Below are 20,248 nucleotides of genomic sequence, written 5' to 3'. Positions count from 1 at the left end.
CGGCAGAGGCTCGGTCAGCGGGTGACGCTGCGGGTGCGGCTCCAGCGCCACACGGCCGTCACGACGACGGCGCCGACGATCGAGCCGATGATGCCGCTCGGTCGCAGCGCGAGGCCGTCGCCCGCGATGAGGCTCGCGAGGAGACCACCGACGAACGAGCCCACGAGGCCCGCGACGATGGCCATCGTCCAGTCGATGCTCTTGCCCTCGCGACCCAGGATGAGCTGGGCGGCGGCGCCGACGAGCATGCCGAAGAGGATCATGCCGATGATGAGCATGGGCCGAGCATAGAGGCACCAGACGCCTCAGACCGTGGTGTCGCCCGAATCATCTGGCTTCTCGGTGGTCCGTTCGGTGGTCCGTTCGGTGGCACGTTCGGCGGCCCTCTCGATGGCCGGCTCGATCGAGAAGTCCAACGACGCGTCGAAGTCCAGGTCGAACGTCGGGTCCTGGTGGCGTAGCCACACCCGGTTGAGGATGGCGCAGCCCACGATGAGCTGACCGGCGACGAGGAGCCAGACGAGCACGGCACCGGCGACGCCGAGCGAGCCGTAGAGCGCCGACGAGTGCTCGATCCGGGCCGGGAGGTAGACGCGGCTGATGACGTGGAGGGTCGCGAGCCCCACCCCGAAGAGCAGGCCGCCGGGCACGAGGTCCAGCCAGGACCGACGCCGGTCGGGCAGGTGGAGGGTGATGAGCACCCACCCGGCGCCGGAGATCCCCGCCTGGCAGACGAAGGACAGCAGGATGCCGCCGGGCAGGAGGTTGTCGAGACTCGTGACGAGCGCGGCACCGAGGAAGATGCCCAGCCAGGCCGCCCCGAAGACGAGCGTCGCCCCCAGCACCTCGCGCTGCGTGCGTCGCGGCACCCGGGCGTCCCACACGTGCGCGTTGACGATGACGAGGTTGCGCATCAGGGTTCGCGTCGTCCACAGCGAGAGGAAGAGACCGACGAGCACGGCCACCCACCACGAGCGGGTGGACTCCTCGAGGGCGACGGTGATCTGTTGCCGCAGGGTGCTCGTCACCCCCGTGACGGCGACGGCGTCCTCGGCCGCACCGGGGATCGCGCGGCTGAGTCCCGCCACCAGGCCGGACACGAGCAGGGCGAGCGGGAGCAGCCACAGGAAGGTGCGGAACGCGACGGCGCTGGCGAGCAGCATGCCCTGGCGGGCGACGTAGAGGGCCGCCATCTCCAGGGGCACCTTCGCCGCGGGAATGCGGCGGGAGAGCTCCATGTACTTCCGGGCATACCGGGACGCGGTGTCCTCCCCTCGTGACCGCAGACGCGCCAGACGACCTGACGCGGGCTCCACCGCGCCCCCGTCGGCCTCCAGGTCTGCGTCGTGCCCGGCCCCGTGTGCCATGGCTGAGGTTCCCACGGCGAGCGCCCCAGTGGTGGGTCTTCGCCCGACCGGTCCGGACCGCACCTCCCGCTGGCGCCCGATCTGCGCCACGCTGGACCCATGCCAGCCACCACGGTCGTCCTCTTCGGCGCCACCGGAGACCTCGCCAGGCGCAAGCTGCTCCCGGGCATGCTGCACCTGCACGAGTCCCAGCTCCTCGAGGGCCTGCGCATCGTCGCGACCTCGCTCGACGAGCTGAGCCGCGAGGAGTTCCTCGACCTCGTCCTCGCGTCGGTGCGCGAGCACAGCAGCCACAACGTGAGCGACGACGACCTGCGCGAGTTCGCCGAGCGGATCCACTGGGTGCCGGGCAGCTCCGGGCCGCAAGGGATCCGGGCCGCCGTCGACGAGTCGGAGGCGATCCTCGGACCCGACGCACGACGGCTGCACTACCTCTCGGTGCCGCCCAAGGCCGCCCTCGCCGTCGTGCACCAGCTCGCCGAAGCCGGTCTCGTCGAACGCAGCCGGATCATCATGGAGAAGCCCTTCGGCACCGACCTCGAGAGCGCCCGCAAGCTCAACGCCGAGCTCCACGAGGTCTTCGATGAGGAGCAGATCTTCCGCATCGACCACTTCCTCGGCAAGGAGGCGGCCCAGAACATCCTCGCCTTCCGCTTCGCCAACGGCCTCTTCGAGCCGATCTGGCACCGCAACCACATCGACCACATCCAGATCGACGTCCCGGAGACGCTCGGCCTCGCGCAGCGCGCGGACTTCTACGAGAGCACTGGCGCCTACCGCGACATGGTCGTCACGCACCTCTTCCAGGTGCTCGCCTTCACCGCGATGGAGCCGCCGACGGCGCTCGAGCCGCACGCCATCAGCGAGGAGAAGAACAAGGTCTTCCGGTCGATGTCGCCGATCGAGCCGCACGACGTCGTGCGCGGGCAGTACGTCGGCTATCGCGACGTCCCCGGCGTCAGGCACGACAGCCAGACCGAGACCTTCGTCGCGCTCAAGTGCTTCGTCGACAACTGGCGCTGGGCGGGGGTGCCCTTCTACCTGCGCACCGGCAAGCGGCTGGCTGAGGGCGCGCGCATCATCTCGATCGCCTTCAAAGAGCCGCCGCGCTCGATGTTCCCGGCAGGATCGGGCGTCGGCGACAACGGCCCCGACCACCTGACCTTTGACCTCGCCGACCGGTCACGCATGTCGCTCTCCTTCTACGGCAAGCGACCCGGGCCCGGGATGAAGCTCGACAAGCTCTCGATGCAGTTCTCCATGGGCGAGACCGACTGGGCCGGAGCGGTGCTCGAGGCGTACGAGCGGCTCATCTACGACGCCGCCCGCGGCGACCGCACCCTCTTCACGTCGGCCGACGGCATCGAACGCCTCTGGGAGATCAGCCAGCCGCTCCTCGACAACCCGCCGATCGTGCGCCCCTACGACCCGGGCACGTGGGGCCCCAACCAGATCCACCAGCTCGTCGCACCCTTCACGTGGCGCCTGCCCTTCGAGCGGCGCTGGCGCGACCCCAACACGACCGGCGCCTGAGCCCAACCAGGAGGTCGTAATTCGGCTGCGCGGGCCGGGAGCCCGCGAGCACACTGGGGTGGCCCGCTAACGATGGAGCCGCCATGGTGCCCACACGTCTGGTCAGGGCCGCGACCGCCGCGACCACTGCTGCTGTCGCGACCGCTGCCGCAGGCCTCCTCGCGGCCTGCGGGAGCTCGGTCGGCACGCCGAACCCGGGCCCCGCGCCGGGACCGGGCACGGCTGCCGTCGGCTCGGCGACGTCGGCCGCCGCTGACGGGCTGACCTCCACCGCTCCGTCGACGGCCTCCGGGTCAGGCTCTCCGACCGAAGCGGCCTTCCTGCCGGGCGCTCCGGTGTGGTGGTCCGGCTTCGAGATCGAGCTCGTCTCCGCCCGCCTCGACGAGCAGACCCGGCTGCTCGAGGTGCAGGCGAAACTGACGAACACGTCGTCCGTCGACACCAACCTCGGCGCCACGAGAGCCGAGATCTCGGTCGGCTCCCCCGACCACGTGACGGCGTGGGACACGGCCTCCGACACCATCCCGCACGGCACGACGCTGCCCAGCACCCTGCGCTTTCCCTCGGTGCCGGACGACTTCGACCTGACCGCGGCCCAGCTCGTCCTCGGCGGCGAGGGCGACCACCAGGCCGTCTTCGCCCTCGGCGACCCGAAGGCCAACGCGACGGCCGTCGCGACCCGCCCGCGCGACGTCCCGGCGACCGTCGTCATCAGCAACGCCCACACGGGCGCCAGGTTCGAGTCGCGCGACGTCAGCCTCCTGGCGGCGGCGTGCTCGGGTCCGAACCCGGTCGACGTGACCTATGTGCCCCTGGCCTCCGACCAGCTCGTCCTCGAGCTCGTCGGGACGATCCAGTCGCCGTCGCGATCGGTGGGCGGCGTCGCGGCACAGCGCGCGATGGCCAGCCCAGCCGGAAGCACCGCGGCGGTCGCCGAGCCCGGGATGAGCCTCGTCCTTGGCGTCGACGCCCCACCCGTGCGCCGACTGCACCTGTGCTTCCCCATCTCGGCCGACACGCACGGGCGGGTGGACCTGACCTTCGACACCCGGCTCGTCGGCGAGGATTTCGTCACCGCGACAGGCTCCGTCCAGCTGCCCTGACCCGCCCGGCCGGTGATGCCTCAGCGTGGGCCGTCGACGACCGTCTGGCGGGTGAATCCCTTGTAGCGAGTGCCTTGGTGCATGAGGTGGCCTCGGTCCCCCTCAGCCAGCTGGCCGAAGTCCCGACCGGACACCATCAGCTCACGGCGCTCGCCGGACGGCTCCTCGAACGTCACGAAGTACGTCGTGCTCGCGCTCGAGGGAGTGTCGGCGCTCATCGGCGCGCCGGCCTCGGCGCCGGGGAGGCCCGGCGACCCGGAACGCCGGCGCACGTCGGTGCGACGCGACACCACGAGGGCCTCGACGCTGCGCAGCGGGCTGGCCTTGTTGGCCCGCCACTGCGAGACGCCCTTGATGATCACGAACGCGAACCCCGCGACGACCACCATGGCGACGAGGCCGAAGAACGCCATGAACAGCGGCGGCGGACCGGACATCGCCTGGTCGAACGGGACGAACTCCTCGGTGAGCATGGCAACCCTGTCGTCGGTCGGGTGAGTCATCCTCTATGACTGCGTCCCCGGCCCGAATGGTTGCACGCCGTCGGGCTCGGTCTAGCGAGCATCCTTCTTGGCCTGTCGGCGGGCGCCCTGCGACTGCGACGACGCGTCCCGCTTCTGGCCGCCCGTCGTCTTCGTCGCGCGCCGCTTGCCCGACGGCACCGAGGCGGCACCGGCAGTCGAGGCCACCGATCCCGGACCCGTCCCGGCCTTGACCTCACGCGCCGCCGCGAGGCGCTCGGCCTTGAGGTCGGCGGCCGCGGCTCGGGCGACGACGCCGAGCCTCGCACTGACCCGTGCCAGAGCCAGCTCGAAGACCTCGGCCCGGTCGGCGTTGAGCCGGTTGGCCGGTCGAGCCGCGCCGCGAGACCCCTTGGCCGCGACCCGCGCGCTGGCCTGACGCCGGTAGAGGCCGACGTGCTTGGTGCGGGCCCGACGCACCCTCTGGTGCAGCTCGATGAGCTCGTCCTCGGACAGCTCGGCGAGGCGGGCCGGCTCGGTTTCGCGGACGAGGTCGGCCTGGTCCGCCGTGAGCGATGTCGTCGTCGTCATGGCACTCGATCCTCGTCGCGCCGACGTCGGCGGGCATCACCTGTTGGGGGTGATGCCCGCCCCACCTCACTCGCCGGGGTAGACGACCCCGACCTGACGGCGTACGGCATCCATCGTCTCCATGACGCGCAGCGTCGTGGCGTGCGGCATGAGCGGTGACTCGGTGTCACCGGCGACGAGGCAGCGGGCGAACTCGGCCGCCTCGTAGGAGAAGCCGCGCACGTCCTCGGTGAGGCCGCCGGGCCGCTCGTCGATGACCTCGTTGTCGGGGCCGACGAGCCGGATCGTCGAGCCCGGACCGTAGAAGGCGCCGGACAGCTCGAGGCGGGCCAGGGTGCCGGCGACGACCGCGGTGACCGGCGTGACCGCGGCCATCGTGCACGAGAGCACGCCGTGGGCTCCCCCGGAGCCGGTGACGGTGATCGTCGTCGTCGCGTCGACGCCGAGGTCGGTGAGCGTGCCGGTGGCCGTGACGGCCGACGGTGCGCCGAGCACGAGGTCGGCGAACGACACGGGGTAGACGCCGAGGTCGAGCAGGGCGCCACCCGCGAGCTCGGGCTGCGAGAGGCGGGCCGGGCCGCCGGGGTAGAGGCGCTGCCCGTGGTCGGCGAACACGGCGACGAGCTCGCCGATGAGGCCGGTCTCGACGACGTGTCGCACGACGTCGTAGTGCGGCAGGAAGCGGCTCCACATCGCCTCGACGACGAGCAGGTTCTGGGCGTCGGCGGCGGCGAGCACCTCGCGGGCCTCGGCGGCGCTGCGCGCGAAGGCCTTCTCGACGAGCACCGGCTTGCCGGCCTCGAGCGCCAGCAGGGCGTGGTCGCGGTGCTCGGAGTGCGGCGACGCGACGTAGATCGCGTCCACCTCCGGGTCGGCGACGAGCTCCTCGTAGGAGCCGTACGCCCGCGGGACCGCGAACTCGTCGGCGAAGTCCTGCGCCCGCTCGCGGCTGCGCGAGCCGACGGCGACGACCGACGACGACGTCCCGACCGCCACGGCGTCGGCGAAGGCGTGCGCGATGCCACCGGGCGCGAGGACGCCCCATCGGATGGCGGGGGCGTCGTGCGGGTCGGGCGTGCGCGGCTCGGGCAGCTGGAGGGGCACGTCGATGGGCAGGGTCATGCGTTCACATCCCAGAGGTGGTGGCGTATGTCGTGGGTGAAGTAGAGCGCGAGGGTACGGGCCGTGAACTCCGAGCCGTTGCTGCGCAGGGCCGGCCACTCCCACTGCGTACCCGCCGGGAGGGCGTATGCCGTCGCCGCCGCCTCGAACGCCGCCGTGACCTCGCGTGCCACGACGTCGGGGTCGGAGCGCCAGTACTGCTGCTCGACGGCGCTCTCGTCCTGGTCCCAGTCGGCGAAGCGGACGACCTCGCCGCCTCCGGCGAGGATCTGCTCGAGCCGGCCCCGCATGACGTCGCAGACGTCGCGGACGTGGCAGCTGTACTCGAGCGGCGACCAGACGCCCTCGGCCGGGCGGGCCCGCACGTCCTCGCGACCCAGTGCGGCGGCATACCGCTGCCCCGCGTCGCGGAGCAGCGCCGGCACGTCGGCGGGCTCGACGGCCGCGGCGTCGAAGCCGCAGTCGGGGCACGGTCGCGTCAGGACCCACGTCCAGTCCGCGTCGTCCGGCATCGACGGCCCGGGGTCGGTGAGGGGCTCGCTCATGGCGCCCAGCCTAGGGCCGGGGCGCCCACCGGCGAGCGGCAGTTCGGGGAGTCCACCCTGCGGGGGATACCGTATGTCTTCGTGCTCAAGGACTACCTGCCGTGGATCGTCGCCGGCCTCGTCGTGCTGGCGCTGGTCATCGGAGGAGTCGTCCTGACCCGCGTCGCTCCTGAGGCGACCGCGACCTTGCGCCGCCGTCCCCGCCCGCCGCGCGACCACTTCCGCAGCGGTGACGAGAGCCCCGCCCCGCTCAAGCGGGCCGGGATCGTCATCAACCCCACGAAGTTCACCGACCTGCCCGCGGTGCGCGAGCGGATCACCGCCACGTGCCTCGCGAACGGCTGGGGCGAGCCGCACTTCTACGAGACGACCGTCGAGGACCCTGGGCAGGGGCAGGCCGCGCAGGCCGTCCGCGACGGCGTCGACATCGTGTGCACGCTCGGTGGCGACGGCACCGTGCGCAACGTCGCGACCGCCCTCGTCGGCACCGAGACGGCGCTCGGCATCCTCCCCGCCGGCACCGGCAACCTGCTCGCGCGCAACCTCGACCTGCCCGTCGCCCTCGAGGCGGCCGTTGCGGTCGCGCTGACGGGGCGCAACCGGCGCATCGACGTCGGCGAGCTCGTCCTGGGCGTGACCGCGAGCGGCGAGGCGGGCGAGGACTCCGACGAGCCGGTCGACCCCGAGACGCACTACTTCCTCGTCATGAGCGGTGTCGGCATGGACGCGCAGATCATGGCCGGCACCAACGAGAACCTCAAGGCCAAGGTCGGCTGGCCCGCCTACATGGTCTCGGGGGCCAAGCACCTCGTCTCGCCGGAGTTCCGGATCGCCGTCAAGGTCGACGACGAGCTCGAGTTCCGCCGTCGCGCAAGGATGGTCGTCATCGGCAACTGCGGACGCCTCCTCGGCGGCCTCGTGCTCATGCCGAACGCCCGCGTCGACGACGGCCAGCTCGACGCCGTCATCGCGTCCCCGCGCGGGGTCGTCGGCTGGGTGCCCGTGGCGACGCGGGTCGCCACCCGGCAGCGCAAGGGTCACCCGACCCTGGACCACAAGGCGTGCAAGGAGATCCGCGTGCGCACCGACCGGCCCGTGCCCGTCCAGATCGACGGTGACGTCATCGGCGAGGCCACCGAGGTCAGTGCGACCGTGCGCCCCGGCTGCCTCACGGTGCGCGTCAGCCAGTAGGCCGCCCCCTCACCCCCCGCATCGAACGCAGCGTTCGGTGGCGAACGCGCTGTTAGAACACTGAGTTCGCGACCGAACGCAGCGTTCGGGCGGGAGGAGGGGATGGGTCCGGGCAGGGCCGCTCAGGCGAAGAGCGCCTGACCCCAAGTCTGCCCGTCCTTCAAACCGGGTGGGCACGCGAAGACCGCCGAGCCGTTGTGCTCGATGTACTCGTTGAGCACGTCCGCCTTGGCGAGGGCCCGCTGCATCGGGACGAACTGCCGGCCCGGGTCGCGCATGTAGGCGAGGAAGAAGAGCCCCGCGTCGAGGTGGCCGACGCCGTCGGAGCCGTCGGTGAAGTTGTAGCCGCGCCGCAGGATGCGTATGCCGCCGAGCTGGCTCTCGTGGGCGAGACGCACGTGCGCGCGGACGGGGATCGCCGGCTGGCCGTCGGGGCCCTTCCTCGCGAAGTCGAGCGCGTCGAACTCCTTCGCCCGGCCGAGCGGGGCCCCCTCCTTCTTGTCGCGACCGATGACGTCCTCCTGCTCCTGCAGGCTCGTCCGGTCCCAGACCTCGATGTGCATCCGGATGCGGCGCGCGACGAGGTAGGAGCCGCCGGCCATCCACGCACCGCCGCCGGTCTCGTCGTCAGGTGCGACCCACACGTGCTGCGCGAGGCCCTCCGGCTCCTCCGCCTTGACGTTGTTGGTGCCGTCCTTGAAGCCGAACATGTTGCGCGGCGTGGCCTGCGCGGTCGACGTCGACGACGTGCGGCCGAAGCCGAGCTGGGACCAGCGGACCGCGACGACCCCGAAGCCGAGCCGCACGAGGTTGCGCACGGCATGGACCGCGACCTGCGGGTCGTTCGCGCACGCCTGGATGCAGAGGTCCCCGCCCGTGCGGCGCGGATCGAGCTGGTCGCCGGTGAAGGCCGGGAGGTCCCGCAGCGCGGCCGGGCGCTTCGACGCGAGGCCGAACCGGTCGTCGAAGAGGGAGGGGCCGTAGCCGATCGTGATCGTCAGCCCGGACGCCGGCAGGCCGTAGGCCTCACCCGTGTCCTCGGGAGCCCGGTTGGGGCCGCCACCGACGAGCCCGCCGGGCGCTGCCTCGGCGCCGGCCGTCATCCGCTCGGCCGCACGGGTCCAGTCCTCGAGGAGCCGGCGCAGCTGCGTGCGGTCCTTCGTTACGACGTCGAGCGCGACGAAGTGGAGGCGGTCCTGCGCGGGAGTGACGATGCCGGCCTGGTGCTCACCGCGGAACGGGATGGCCGCGTCGAGCGCGAGCGCGGGCGCTGCGGTGGCCGTCGGGGCACCTGCCGCAGAGGCGTCGGTACCGCGCGACACGGCATAGGCACTCGTCGCGCCCGCGACCACGCCGGCGACCGCGGCGGTCCCGGAGGCGCCCAGGAGACGGCGGCGGCTCACGCCGCCACCGACCTCGGTCCCGGGGACCGTCGCGTCTGCGCGCTCGGGGACGCCGGGCTCGTCAGGGAAGGGGCTCACTTGGCCTCCACGACTCCGGGGACCTTGGACACCTGCTCGGAGAGCGCGTCGAGCGAGACGGTCAGGTCCTTGATGTCGGCCTCGGTGAGCGCGGTGTAGCTCGCGTAGTCGGCGCCGGTCTTGTGCTTGGCGAGCAGGCTCGACAGCTCGGTGAAGTCGGCGTCGAGGGCCTTCTGCAGGGCCGGGTCGCGCTCGGCGATGACGGGGCGCAGCACGGCGAGCGCCTGACGCGAGCCCTCGAGGTTGCCGTCGAAGTCCCAGAGGTCGGTGTGCGAGTAGCGCTCCTCCTCGCCCGTGATCTTGCCCGTCGCGACCTCGTCGAGCAGGGCCTTGGCGCCGCCCGCGATCGACAGGGCGGTCGGCTCGACGGTCTTGCTCTTCGCGGCGATCTCGGTGACGTCGGCGAGCAGCTGGTCGGCGATCGCACCCGAGTCCTTCTGGAGGCCGTCCTTCCAGAGGTCCTTCTCGAGGCGGTGGTAGCCGGTGAAGGCCATGCCGTCGGCGATGACGTCCTCACGGCCGTCGATCTTCGGGTCGAGGTCGCCGAAGCTCTCGGCGACCGGCTCGATGGCCTCCCACGGGTGGCGCGCCTGGGCGTAGAGCGACTTGGCCTTCGCGACGTCACCGGCCTTGACCGCGGCGACGAACTCCTCGGTGCCGTCGACGAACTCGTCGGCCTCGGAGGCGACGAAGGCCTTGTAGTCGGTGATCGCCTTGGCGACCTTCGAGTCGGCGCTGCCCTTCGCCGCGGTGCCCGTCACGGTGAACGCGCCGCGGATGCCGTCGCCGACCATGCCGGGCTTGCACGAGGTCGTGAACGTGCCGGGCTCGGTGATCTCGACCTTGAGCTCGCGGCTCAGGCCGGGCGTGATGTTCTCGACCTCGGAGACGATGCGGTCACCCTCGGCGTAGAGATAGAACTCGTTGACCTTGCTGCCCGAGTTCGTGACCTGGAAGGTCACGGTGCCGGCCTTGGCCGTCGTGGCGCTCAGCTCGCACGCGGTGTCGGTGGCGTTGACCGTGATCGGTCCGCCGCCGCCACCGGCCGCGGTCGAGCCGGCAGTCGCGGTCGGCTTGTCGGCGCAGCCGGTCAGGGCGAGGGCCGCTGCGAGTGACAGGGCGACGGGCACGGCGGTGCGCACGGCGCGGGCAGCGGGGCGCAAGGCAGGGCGGGGCATGGTGGTTCTCCTGGAGGGCGTCGGTGTGAGTGCGGAGGGGACCGGCCGGGCCGGTCGGCGCGAGACGGTCAGGCGGCGACGGTGGGACGCGCGTCGCTCGTCGGGGTCGCGCTGGGGGCCTGCTGCGCCGGGGCAGCCGGGGCGACCGGGGCGGCCGGCCGGGCCGGGCGCAGGAAGAGGGTCAGGACGATGCCGACGTAGAGCACCCACGCGATGGCCTGGAGCACGGTGGTCGCGGGCGTGAAGTTGAAGATGCCCTTGAGCAGGGTGGCGTACCAGCTGCCCGGGTCGACGGTCGCGCTGACGTCGAAGGCGAGCGTCGTCAGGCCGGGCAGGAAGCCGGCCTCCTGGAGGTCGTGGATGCCGTAGGCGAGGATGCCGGCCGCGACGAGGACGAGGAGGATGCCGGTGTAGCGGAAGAAGGTGCCGAGGTTGATCTTGACCGCGCCTCGGTAGATGAGCCAGCCGAGGACGACGGCGCCGCCGAGACCGATGACCCAGCCGATGAGCGGCTGGTTGTTGCCCTGGCCGGCGGCCTCGGTCGTGGCGTAGAAGAAGATCGCCGTCTCGAGTCCCTCGCGCCCGACGCCGAGGAAGGCGACGAGGGCGATCGCGAGCGGGCCCATGTCGAGCGCCTTGTCGAGCTTGCCCTTGAGCTCGCCCGAGATCGTCCGCGAGGCGGACTTCATCCAGAAGACCATGAAGGTGACGAAGACGACCGCGATGATCGAGGCGCTGCCACCGATGAGCTCCTGGGCCTCGAAGGTCAGCTGCTTCGTGCCGTAGGTGAGCAGGGCCCCGAGGGCGACCGACAGGGCGACGGCGACACCGACCCCGGTCCAGACGTGGCGCAGGGCCCAGCGGCGATCGGTCTTGACGAGGAAGGCCACGAGGATGACGACCACGAGGGCCGCCTCGAGTCCTTCTCGGAGTCCGATGAGCGCGTTGCTCGCGAGCACGGGTGCCTTCTCTCAGGTTATTCTCAGCAATTACGCCACGGCGACGTGACGGAATTCAGGAAAGCACAGGTAAGCCTTGCCTAACAACCCGGTCCCGGTGTCAGAGTCGCCACATGAGCACGCCTGAGTCCTCCTCCCCGACATTTTCCGGCTTTCCTCCCGGTGCCCTGTCCTTCTACGCCGAGCTCGAGGACGTGAACTCCCGGGACTGGTGGCTCGCCCACAAGGACGTCTACGAGCGCGACGTGCGCGAGCCGATGCTCGCCCTGCTCGACGGTCTCGAGGACGAGTTCGGCCCGGCCAAGCTCTTCCGACCCAACCGCGACGTGCGCTTCAGCGCCGACAAGTCGCCCTACAAGACCCACCAGGGCGCGCTCGTGGGCTCCGGCACGGTGCTCGGCTACTACGTGCAGGTGAGCGCCGACGGCCTGCGCGCTGGCGGCGGCTTCCGGGCGGTGAGCCCGGCGCAGACCGCCCGCTTCCGGGCAGCCGTCGACACGCCGTCCAGTGGACTCGCGCTCGAGACCATCCTCGAGGCGTTGCGCGGCAAGGACTTCGAGCTGATGGGCGAGCAGGTCAAGACCACCCCGAGGGGATACGCCGCCGACCACCCCCGCATCGCGACGCTGCGTCACAAGGAGCTGATGGTCTCCCGCGACTTCGGCGCGCCCGCCTGGCTGTCGACGACCCGGACGCTGACGGAGGTCCGGGACACGTGGCGGGCCGTGCGAGCGCTGACGGCCTGGCTCGAGGAGCACGTCGGCGCCGAGGAGCCTGCGACCCGGCGGTGACGTGCCCGGCCTCCCGGCTGCACCGTCAGCCGGCCTTGCGACCGATGACCCCGAACATCGTCACGGAGAAGAAGGCCGTGCCCGCCCGCGCCGCGGCCATGACGTCCGCCAGGAGCCGGTCGGCCTCCTCGCGGGTCAGCGCGCCCTCCTGCACCGCGGCATCGGCGTTCCGGTGGACCACACCGCTGCCGAGCAGCGCGCGCGGCGGCATGATCAGCGCGGCCGAGCCGATGTCGTGGTCGACGAGCAGCCCGGCGGCCCGGAGCTGGTTCGGCAGGTGTCGCGCCGCGAACGGGTTCGGCATCCGTCGCCAGTTGGCCTCGGCGTAGCGACGCACGAGGTCGGGGTCGCCGGGGTGGCTGATGACGGTGCCCCAGTCGCTGTCGAGGACGGCGGCGCGTCCACCGGGCGCGAGCACCCGCGCGAGCTCGTGGGCCGCAGCCTGCGGGTCGGCGAGGTGCTGGAAGACGCGCTCGCAGCGCAGCACGTGCACGGCACCGTCGGCGAAGGGCAGGTCGGCGGCGTCGCCGTCGATGAACGTCGCGGCGGACCCGAGCAGGGCCGCACGCCGCGACGCCTCCTCGCGCAGGCCGGGGTTGGGCTCGACACCGACCGCACGTCCGTTCGGTGCGACGGCCTCGGCGAGGCGACGCAGCTCCGTGCCGAGCCCCGCCCCGACGTCGACGACCGACTCCCCGGGCTCCGGCGCCAGGGCCGCGAACGCCCAGGCCCGCAGGCGCCGGACCGCCGGCTGCTGCTCCTGCGCGTCGAGGAGCGCGACGAGGGTGGCGACGCGGGCAGCGTCGCCCTCGCCGATCCGCTCCCGCGTGAACATGTTCGGGGCGGCGCCCGGCTCCTCGGGAAGAGTCGGGCCCGACTGAGGGGTCACCGCTCCAGCATGCTGCCCACCGTTCGGATCGGGGCGGGGTTTGCCGAGAACTGTCGAGGGTGGGCGGCTACGTTGGGCCGGTGACCCAGCGCAGCGTCCCGGTCGACGCATACATCATCGGTGCCGGCCCGGGTGGCCTGGCCGTCGCCGCCGCCCTCGAAGCCCGTGGCCTGCACGGCGTCGTCCTCGAGCGGAGCAACGGCGTCGGCACGTCGTGGCGCAGCCACTACGACCGGCTGCACCTGCACACACCGCGTGAGCTCTCCGGCCTTCCGGGCTTCCCGATCCCGAAGGAGATGGGCCGCTGGGTCGCACGCGACGACGTCGTGCGCTATCTCGAGCTGTATGCCGCCCACCACCGGCTCGACGTGCGCCTCGGCACCGAGGTGCGCCGGGTCGACCGCTCCGCGGACGGTGAGTCGTGGATGCTCACGCTCGCGGACGGGACGACCCTCACGGCGCCGTACGCCGTCGTGGCCACGGGCTTCAACCACACGGCTCGCGAGCCGGACGTGCCTGGCCTGCAAGGATATTCCGGTGAGGTCGTGCTGGCTCGGCACTACCGCAACGGGTCGGCCCACGCCAGCAAGGACGTCCTCGTCGTGGGCACGGGCAACACCGGCACCGAGCTGGCCGTCGACCTCGTCGAGCACGGCGCCGCGCGCGTGCGCCTGGCCGTGCGCACGGTGCCGCACATCCTGCGACGCAACACGGGGCCGTATGCCGCTCAGTACACCGGCATCGCCGTGCGGCGGCTGCCCACGGCCTTCGTCGACACGGTGGCACCGATCGTCGGCCGGCTGCAGACCCCTGACCTGTCGGCGCAGGGACTGCCGCGTCCCGACACCGGCCTGCTGACCAGGGTCGAGCGCGACAACGCGATCCCGGTGCAGGACGTCGGCATCATCGACGCGATCCGGACCGGCGCCGTCGAGCCGGTGGCGGCGCTGCGGGAGTTCGGCGGGGATGCCGTCGTGCTCGCGGACGGCACACGCCTGACGCCCGACCTCGTCGTGCTCGCGACCGGCTACAGCCAGGGGCTCGAGCCCCTCATCGGGCACCTCGGGGTGCTCGACGAGAAGGGCCGCCCGGTCGAACGCGGCGGGCGCACGGCGCGCGGCGCCAAGGGCCTGTGGTTCACCGGCTACACGAACCCGATCTCCGGCATGCTCCGCGAGCTGTCCATCGACGCGCGCAAGATCGCCCTGGCCATGGCCCTGCGCAAGCGCCGCGAGATCAAGGCCCGCCGCAAGGCCGCCTGACCCACCACAGACCCGCCACAGACCCGCCACAAACCCGACCGAACGCCGCGTTCGCTCTCGAACTCACTGTTAGAGCCCTGAGTTCGCGATCGAACGCTGCGTTCGGTTCGGGATGGGGGCGCGCTCAGGGGCGGTGCTGGCCGCCGAGGTTGAGGAAGGCGGCGGCGACGTCGTCGGTCTCCGCGACCGAGCGGGCCAGGGCCTCGTCGCTCGGGAGGCCGGCGGCCAGCAGCTCGTGGTGGCGCGTCATCGTCGTCGCGGCGACGTCGTCGGGCACGGGCGAGACCGCCGCGACGACCGAGCGCGCGCCGAGCGAGAGGAGTGAGAGCGCCAGACCGAGGGACTCGTGCCCGGGGCGGGGCGAGGTGAGCCCGACCTCGCACGCCGAGAGCACGACGTGGTCGGCGCGCACGCCGGTGGGCTGCAGCTCGTGAGCGAAGACGGGCCCGTCGTGGAGCACGAGCGAGGAGAAGAGCGGCGACTCCACCTGGTGGGTGCCGTGCGCGGCGACGTGGACGACACCCGGGCGGGCGAGTGCCCCGACGAGGTCGGCCCGGCGGGACGGCTCGGCGAGGTGGGCGACCTCGCCCCACGTGCCGACGATCGTGCGGCCCTCGCCCGACGCGCGAGGCACGGATGGGCCGACGCTGACGTGGACGGGCCCCCGACGAGGAGCGTCCCCCGCTGGTGCGGCGCGGCGGGTGAACGATGTCAGCGACAGCGCCACCGTGAACGGCCGTCCGGTCATCGACGGCAGGAGCGCCCACGGGAGGGCCGACAGCTCGGGGCACGTCACGACGACGAGGCCACGGTCGGTGCGCCACGGCCGCAGCAGGCCGTCGTCGAGCTCGGTCGCGCTCGAACGCAACGACGACCAGACGGCGCCGGCGAGCGGGCCCAGGTGGTGCGTGGCCGCGGCCCGCAGGTCGACGCGGATGCGTTGGGCGAGCTCTGCGGCCCGGTCGGCCGGCATGAGGTCACGCATCGTCGCGCGACCACCGACGACCCCGACCGCACCGATGCGGCCGCGGTGCCGGAAGAACCACACGAGGTCGCGGTCGGCCCGGCCGAGGTGCTCGCGCGCCTCACGGACCCGCACCGGCACGGCGCGCGAGGCCCCACCGCTGCGGCTCAGGGCCCAGTCGCGGTCTCGGATCTGCCGCTCGAGGCGCGAGGCGTGGTCGTGCAGCTCGCGCGCCTGCTCCGGGTCGCCCTCTCCGCGCAGGTGCCCCCGGACGGCGCGCAGCTGCTCGGTGAGCTGGGCGAGCTGCTCGTCGTCGGGTCGCCCGAGCGACGGCAGCCGGTCGGTGGCGCTGCGCCACCGCTCGAGGGCCTCGAGCACGGCGCCGCTGCCCCGGGGGACGGCGAGCTCGAGGTCGAGCTCGGAGAGTCGGGCTCCGTGGACCGCGCGGGCGGTGCGCAGGTCGAGGCTCGCGCTCCCCTCCTGACCCGCCGCGAGGCGACGGGAGGCCCGAACGAGGATGCGTCGGGCCGGCGCGAGGTCGCCGGTGGCGACGAGCGTCATCGCGGTGACCACGGCGGCATCGAGCTCGTCGGAGAGCGACCCGGTGGAGACCCGCTCGAGGCCGAGCAGCCTCGTGTTGGCTCCGGCCGGGTCACCGGCGAGCAGCAGTGCCTGCGCGGCGACGACCCGAGCACTGTCGGCGAGCTCGGAGTCGCCCAGCTCGGTCGCCGTCTCCGCGAGCTCGTCGGCGGTCGCCGCCGCCGCGAGGGCCACGGTGGCGTCCCCGACACCGACGACGCGCCGGACGAGGTCGGCCTCACGGAGGTCGGCCTCACGGAGCTCTCCCTGGCGCTCCCCGGTCTGGCGGCTCCCGTCCTGGTGCTCGGTGACGCCGCCGTGGCCGTCGCGCTCCCGACCACGGCGGGTGCGCCGCTGGCGGTCCAGCTCGACGAGCAGGCCGACGAGCATCGCCTTGGCAGCCCACGCGGTCGCCCCGATGCGGGCATACGTCTCGCGAGCCGACGCGGCGGCCGAGGCCGCCAGGTCGAGGTGGCCGAGCAGCCGGTGGGCGCGCGCGAGTGCCAGCTCGAACTCGGCCCGCATCTGGTCGTGGCCGTCGCCCTCGAGAGCCTCGAGGCCACCGTGCAGCGCCTCGACCGCCTCCTTGACGAGCCCCGCCTCGAGCAGCACCTGGGCACGGTCGAGGCGCGCTGGTCCCGTGAAGACGTCGGACTCCAGCTCCTCGGCGAGCGCCATGCCGGCGAGGGACCGCGGGATGTCACCGAGGAGGTAGGCGGCATACCCCTCGTTGTGGCGGGCCATGAACTCCTGGGCCACCCCGCCGAGGTCGTGCGCGAGGCGCGCCGCCTCGGCGAAGGACTCGAGCGCCTCCTGCGGCCGCAGCAGCTCGAAGGCGAGCATCCCGCGGCTTAGGTGCACCGAGCACTGCTCGCGCTCGGTGAAGGCGTCGAGGCGGCGCACTGCCCCCTCGAGCCCGTCCCATGCCGAGGCGAGGTCACCGACGCGGCCGTGGATGTTGGCGCGCTGATAGTCGAGCCGGGCTCGGAGCGCCTCGTCGCCGAGCTCGTCGACGAGCACCTCGGCCTCGGAGAGCCGAGCCAGGGCGGCCTCGACGCCGGACAGCATGAACTCCGTCAGGGCGAGCGTGATGAGGGTCTTGCAGCGCAGCTCGAGCCGATCCCGGGAGGGCGCGGCGCCCGCCAGGCGCTCGATCTCGTCGAGGGCCGCCGTCAGCGAGCGCGCCGCGTCGACCGGCCTGCCGGCCATGTTGTCCGCGGCACCCTGCTCGCGCAGGGTGCGTGCACTCTCGAGCAGATCGATGGGTCCCGCCCGGCCTTTCGCTCAGGGCCGGTCACCACGTCGGGCCGGATCGTCAGATCTGGATGGTGGGGGTGATGACCGGTCGCATGTCCTCGTTGCCAGGGTCGGTGACGACGAAGTGCACCGGCCCATGGGGTAGATCATCCAGAACGAAGCGCCCGTTCGCATCCGAAATCACCATGGAACTGCCTTCGGTCGTCACGGCCTCGATCTGCGCGCCCGGCGTCGTGACCCAGCCGTCGACGCGCACACGGTCGTCGTCGTCGTCCGTGCCGTCGGAGTCCGCGGGACCGGACGAGACCATGAGGCTCACCGAGGCGGCCGTGAAGGTCACCGAGTCGGTCGGTGTCGGCTCGACCTTGGCGTCGGCGCCCCGCGTCGTCAGCAGGGCCGAGTCCATGAGCTCGGCGACCTCGGCGTGCAGGGCGTGGACCGTGATCGCGAACTTGATGCGCTCGGCGAGGTCGCTCGGGACGGGGTCGGCGTGGCCGAAGAGGTCACGCACGTGGTGGAGGTTGGCGATGTCGCGGGCATCGATGGCGTCAGTGTGAGATGTCATGTCAGACCGCCCATCCGGGGTCGGTGCCGAGGGTCGTCCTCAGCTTCTGGAGGCAGCGGCCACGGGTCGGGCCGATGCTGCCGACCGGCATCCCCAGCGACTCCGCGATGGCGGCGTAGTCAGGGCGGTCGGCGAAGGCGATGACCCGGAGCAGCTCCTGGCACCGCGGTGAGAGGGTCGAGACGTGCTTCCACAGCACGCGCTGGCGCTCGGAGAGGATCGACTGCGCCTCGGGGTCGAGCTGCTGCGCCGGGGCCTCCGGCACCTCCTCGACACCGAACTCGCGCCGGGCCCCGCGGGCGAGCCGCCAGACCTCGCGCTTGACGACGACGACGAGCCAACCGAGCACCGCAGCCGGCTCGTTGATCGAGTCGGCCCGGTCGACGAGCTGGAGGAACGCCGTCTGGATGGCGTCCTCGCACGTCGCAGGCGCGCCGCCCTGGGAACGCGCCGCGTTCCAGAGGACCGGGGTCACGAGGTCGACGAGCTCGGAGAGCCGCTCGCGCTCCCCCGCGCGGTAGGCGGCGAACGCCTTGCCCGCGAGGGTCCCGAGTCCGTCGGGAGCGGTGGGGGTCGGCGTCATGATCGCGCCCTTCCGATGCAGGTGCGCAGGGCACGGATGGCCCGCTTGCGCATGACGGGCGACGAGACCTCGGCCAGGCCGCCCTCGTCGATGAGGGCCGCCGCGAGCTCTGCCGCGAAGACCGGGGTGGAGAAGGACGTGCCGCTCCAGACGCCGAAGCCACCGGTGTAGTCGTCGGGGTCGACCGTGCAGCGCACCGTGCCGTCGGCCGAGACCTGCGACGACGGCTGGCCCATGCCGTTGGTGAGCGGCAAGGTGCTGACGACGGAGACGCCGGACCGCACGGCGCTGACGACCGTGAGGTTGTTGGAGAAGAGCGCGACGGTCACCCCGTCGGGGTTCGTCGCGCCGACGCTGGCCAGCGGCGGGACCGACTTCGCGGTGACGCGCTGCGGGGGTGCCGCCGCGAGCGCCGCAGGGACGAACGGCGCGTTCGTGCCGTCGTTGCCGACTCCGGCCACGACGAGGACGCCGTGCTCGCCGAAGCGGTCGAGCAGGTCGGCGACGGGCCCGGACGTGTAGCTGCGGTCCTCGGCGTAGTAGCCGAGGGAGAGCGAGAGGACGTCGACCACCTCGGACGCGTCGTCGTGCTCCTGCCCGTGGACGTGCCGGTCGAGCAGCGCCTGGAGGACGTCGAGCATGACGCTCTCGTCGACGACGCCGTCGTCACCCATGACAGGGATGGAGAGGATCGTCGCCTCCGGGCAGCCTTGGCGCACGAGGCCGGCGATGAACGTCGCGTGCCCCTGGAGCAGCCCGACGGGCTCGCTCGGGGCCGGCACGGAGATCGGTGGGTCGACCGGCTTCGGCGTCTTCACCGGCACGAGCCGGCCGTCCTTGAGCTCGAGCCGCACGACCCCCTCGCCGTCCTTGAACCAGGGGTGCACCGCGACCGCCGTGTCGGGCACGACGACGACGGGGTTGCGGTCGACGGGACGTGCCCGCAGCCGCGGGTCGGGCAGGGCCAGGGCCACCGGCATACGGCCGCCCCGCCCGGGCACGGAGTACTCCTGCAGCGCGGACCCGCCGACGCCACCCCAGTAACCCCCGACGCCACCCCAGTAGCCGCCCACGCCACCCCAGTAGCCCCCGACGCCGCCCCAGTAGCCGCCCACGCCGCCCCAGTAGCCGTCTGCCGGCCGCAGGACGTGCTCGAGGCTCAGCTGCTCGGCGACGGGCTCGCCGGACTGGCGCAGCCGCTGGAGCACGCTCCACGCGTCGACAGGGTCGATCGAGCGGGTCGGCCGGAGCGTGATGCTCGTGCCCCAAGTGGGCTGGTCGAGGTCGCGCGGCCCACCGTCGGGCCGGGGCGTCACGGTGAAGTCGAGCTCGAGCTTGCCCAGCGCCGTGCGCAGGTCCTCGAGTCCTCGCGGCCTGCCCCCACCCGACGGAGTGCGCACGAGGAGGCGGTCGGAGAGGTAGAGGGCGGGAAGCGGCGGGCGACCGTCGGTCAGGCGCATCGCCGTGGCCGGGTCGAGGGCGCGGACGGGCGGACGTTCGGGGCGGCGGGAGCCGCCGGCCGCGTTCTCGCCGGTCGCTCCCTGTGGGGCGTCGGGACCCGACTCTGACATCGACAACCTCCTGAGGGGCGGATGGTGTTGGAAAGACCCTTACACCCGACTGAGTGTGCGTACTCGTTTTCCTGATACATCGGGCCTTCCGAACTTTTTCGTCCGGAGACGTATCAAGCCGGGACGGGACGACTCTGGGTGGTCAGGGGGAACGGTCACCGGGCTGCAACGGGGCGCTGCGGAGGGGCAGCAGGCCCGGTGACCTGCACAGGGGTTCGGGACTTCCAGGGGGCGGTCCCGTCCGTGGGGCGCCGGG

At 72.6% G+C, this 20,248-nt stretch carries 19 protein-coding genes; 5 read left to right on the top strand and 14 right to left on the bottom strand.

Annotated elements, in window-relative coordinates; all coding sequences use genetic code 11:
- Positions 1-14 precede the first annotated feature (14 nt).
- Complete coding sequence (locus ASE25_RS13060; protein ID WP_056774754.1) at positions 15-278, bottom strand: GlsB/YeaQ/YmgE family stress response membrane protein; 264 nt, start codon at positions 276-278, stop codon at positions 15-17.
- A 27-nt stretch (positions 279-305) separates the two neighbouring features.
- The gene (locus tag ASE25_RS13055; protein WP_056774758.1) at positions 306-1,238 is read right to left on the bottom strand and encodes a YhjD/YihY/BrkB family envelope integrity protein; all 933 of its coding nucleotides are present in this window, start codon (positions 1,236-1,238) and stop codon (positions 306-308) included.
- A gap of 228 nt (positions 1,239-1,466) precedes the next feature.
- On the opposite strand from ASE25_RS13055, the gene zwf reads away from it, so the two are divergent.
- Positions 1,467-2,900, top strand: a complete 1,434-nt coding sequence (gene zwf / locus ASE25_RS13050) for a glucose-6-phosphate dehydrogenase (protein ID WP_056774761.1) — start codon at positions 1,467-1,469, stop codon at positions 2,898-2,900.
- Between the two features lie 83 nt (positions 2,901-2,983).
- A complete protein-coding gene (locus ASE25_RS13045) occupies positions 2,984-4,003 on the top strand; it encodes a hypothetical protein (protein ID WP_056774764.1) in 1,020 nt (339 codons plus the stop codon).
- A 20-nt stretch (positions 4,004-4,023) separates the two neighbouring features.
- Here the strand turns inward: ASE25_RS13045 and ASE25_RS13040 are convergent, their stop codons facing one another.
- The 4 genes from ASE25_RS13040 to ASE25_RS13025 all read right to left on the bottom strand — a co-directional run bounded on the left by ASE25_RS13040 (position 4,024) and on the right by ASE25_RS13025 (position 6,722).
- Entirely contained in the window at positions 4,024-4,506 is a 483-nt protein-coding gene (locus tag ASE25_RS13040) for a DUF2500 domain-containing protein (protein WP_200959101.1), read from the bottom strand.
- Between the two features lie 51 nt (positions 4,507-4,557).
- The gene (locus tag ASE25_RS13035; protein ID WP_056774769.1) at positions 4,558-5,055 is read right to left on the bottom strand and encodes a hypothetical protein; all 498 of its coding nucleotides are present in this window, start codon (positions 5,053-5,055) and stop codon (positions 4,558-4,560) included.
- A 66-nt stretch (positions 5,056-5,121) separates the two neighbouring features.
- Positions 5,122-6,177: a Gfo/Idh/MocA family protein gene (locus ASE25_RS13030; RefSeq protein WP_056825961.1), complete on the bottom strand. Its 1,056-nt coding sequence runs from the start codon at positions 6,175-6,177 to the stop codon at positions 5,122-5,124.
- Positions 6,174-6,722 (bottom strand): DinB family protein, encoded by a 549-nt coding sequence (locus ASE25_RS13025; RefSeq protein ID WP_056825958.1) that lies wholly within the window; start codon positions 6,720-6,722, stop codon positions 6,174-6,176. Before ASE25_RS13025 ends, ASE25_RS13030 begins: the two co-directional genes overlap by 4 nt.
- An 81-nt stretch (positions 6,723-6,803) precedes the next feature.
- On the opposite strand from ASE25_RS13025, the gene ASE25_RS13020 reads away from it, so the two are divergent.
- Positions 6,804-7,913 (top strand): diacylglycerol kinase family protein, encoded by a 1,110-nt coding sequence (locus ASE25_RS13020; RefSeq protein WP_056825956.1) that lies wholly within the window; start codon positions 6,804-6,806, stop codon positions 7,911-7,913.
- A gap of 122 nt (positions 7,914-8,035) precedes the next feature.
- On the opposite strand, the gene efeB is transcribed toward ASE25_RS13020, so the two are convergent.
- The 3 genes from efeB to efeU all read right to left on the bottom strand — a co-directional run bounded on the left by efeB (position 8,036) and on the right by efeU (position 11,531).
- Complete coding sequence (gene efeB, locus ASE25_RS13015) at positions 8,036-9,394, bottom strand: iron uptake transporter deferrochelatase/peroxidase subunit (protein WP_369793490.1); 1,359 nt, start codon at positions 9,392-9,394, stop codon at positions 8,036-8,038.
- On the bottom strand, positions 9,391-10,572 hold the full coding sequence (gene efeO, locus ASE25_RS13010) for an iron uptake system protein EfeO (protein ID WP_056825954.1): 1,182 nt from the start codon (positions 10,570-10,572) through the stop codon (positions 9,391-9,393). Before efeO ends, efeB begins: the two co-directional genes overlap by 4 nt.
- 68 nt (positions 10,573-10,640) lie before the next feature.
- Positions 10,641-11,531, bottom strand: a complete 891-nt coding sequence (gene efeU / locus ASE25_RS13005) for an iron uptake transporter permease EfeU (protein WP_056825952.1) — start codon at positions 11,529-11,531, stop codon at positions 10,641-10,643.
- A gap of 113 nt (positions 11,532-11,644) precedes the next feature.
- Here efeU and ASE25_RS13000 point away from each other — a divergent pair, with 113 nt between their 5' ends.
- A complete protein-coding gene (locus ASE25_RS13000) occupies positions 11,645-12,322 on the top strand; it encodes a DUF2461 domain-containing protein (RefSeq protein ID WP_056825950.1) in 678 nt (225 codons plus the stop codon).
- A 25-nt stretch (positions 12,323-12,347) separates the two neighbouring features.
- On the opposite strand, the gene ASE25_RS12995 is transcribed toward ASE25_RS13000, so the two are convergent.
- Positions 12,348-13,211 carry a methyltransferase domain-containing protein gene (locus ASE25_RS12995; RefSeq protein ID WP_162260609.1) on the bottom strand — a complete coding sequence of 288 codons (864 nt, stop codon included), beginning with the start codon at positions 13,209-13,211 and terminating at the stop codon, positions 12,348-12,350.
- Positions 13,212-13,291: 80 nt separating this feature from the next.
- Between ASE25_RS12995 and ASE25_RS12990 the strand changes: the two genes are divergently transcribed.
- Entirely contained in the window at positions 13,292-14,473 is a 1,182-nt protein-coding gene (locus ASE25_RS12990) for an NAD(P)/FAD-dependent oxidoreductase (protein WP_056825947.1), read from the top strand.
- Positions 14,474-14,597: 124 nt separating this feature from the next.
- Here the strand turns inward: ASE25_RS12990 and ASE25_RS12985 are convergent, their stop codons facing one another.
- From ASE25_RS12985 to ASE25_RS12970, 4 genes are all read right to left on the bottom strand, one after another.
- Positions 14,598-17,225 (bottom strand): CHAT domain-containing protein, encoded by a 2,628-nt coding sequence (locus ASE25_RS12985; protein WP_056825944.1) that lies wholly within the window; start codon positions 17,223-17,225, stop codon positions 14,598-14,600.
- 106 nt (positions 17,226-17,331) lie between these two features.
- Positions 17,332-17,838, bottom strand: a complete 507-nt coding sequence (locus ASE25_RS12980) for a carboxypeptidase regulatory-like domain-containing protein (protein WP_056825943.1) — start codon at positions 17,836-17,838, stop codon at positions 17,332-17,334.
- A 1-nt stretch (position 17,839) separates the two neighbouring features.
- The gene (locus tag ASE25_RS12975; protein WP_020143616.1) at positions 17,840-18,421 is read right to left on the bottom strand and encodes an RNA polymerase sigma factor; all 582 of its coding nucleotides are present in this window, start codon (positions 18,419-18,421) and stop codon (positions 17,840-17,842) included.
- Entirely contained in the window at positions 18,418-19,992 is a 1,575-nt protein-coding gene (locus ASE25_RS12970) for a S8/S53 family peptidase (RefSeq protein ID WP_056825941.1), read from the bottom strand. The genes ASE25_RS12975 and ASE25_RS12970 overlap by 4 nt, the downstream gene beginning before the upstream one ends.
- Between the last annotated feature and the right edge of the window lie 256 nt (positions 19,993-20,248).

Origin of the sequence: Terrabacter sp. Root85 (genome assembly GCF_001429185.1) — a bacterium.
Taxonomy (GTDB): domain Bacteria; phylum Actinomycetota; class Actinomycetes; order Actinomycetales; family Dermatophilaceae; genus Terrabacter.
Note: the sequence above shows the minus strand (reverse complement) of the source record. Positions and strands in the feature narration are given on the sequence as shown.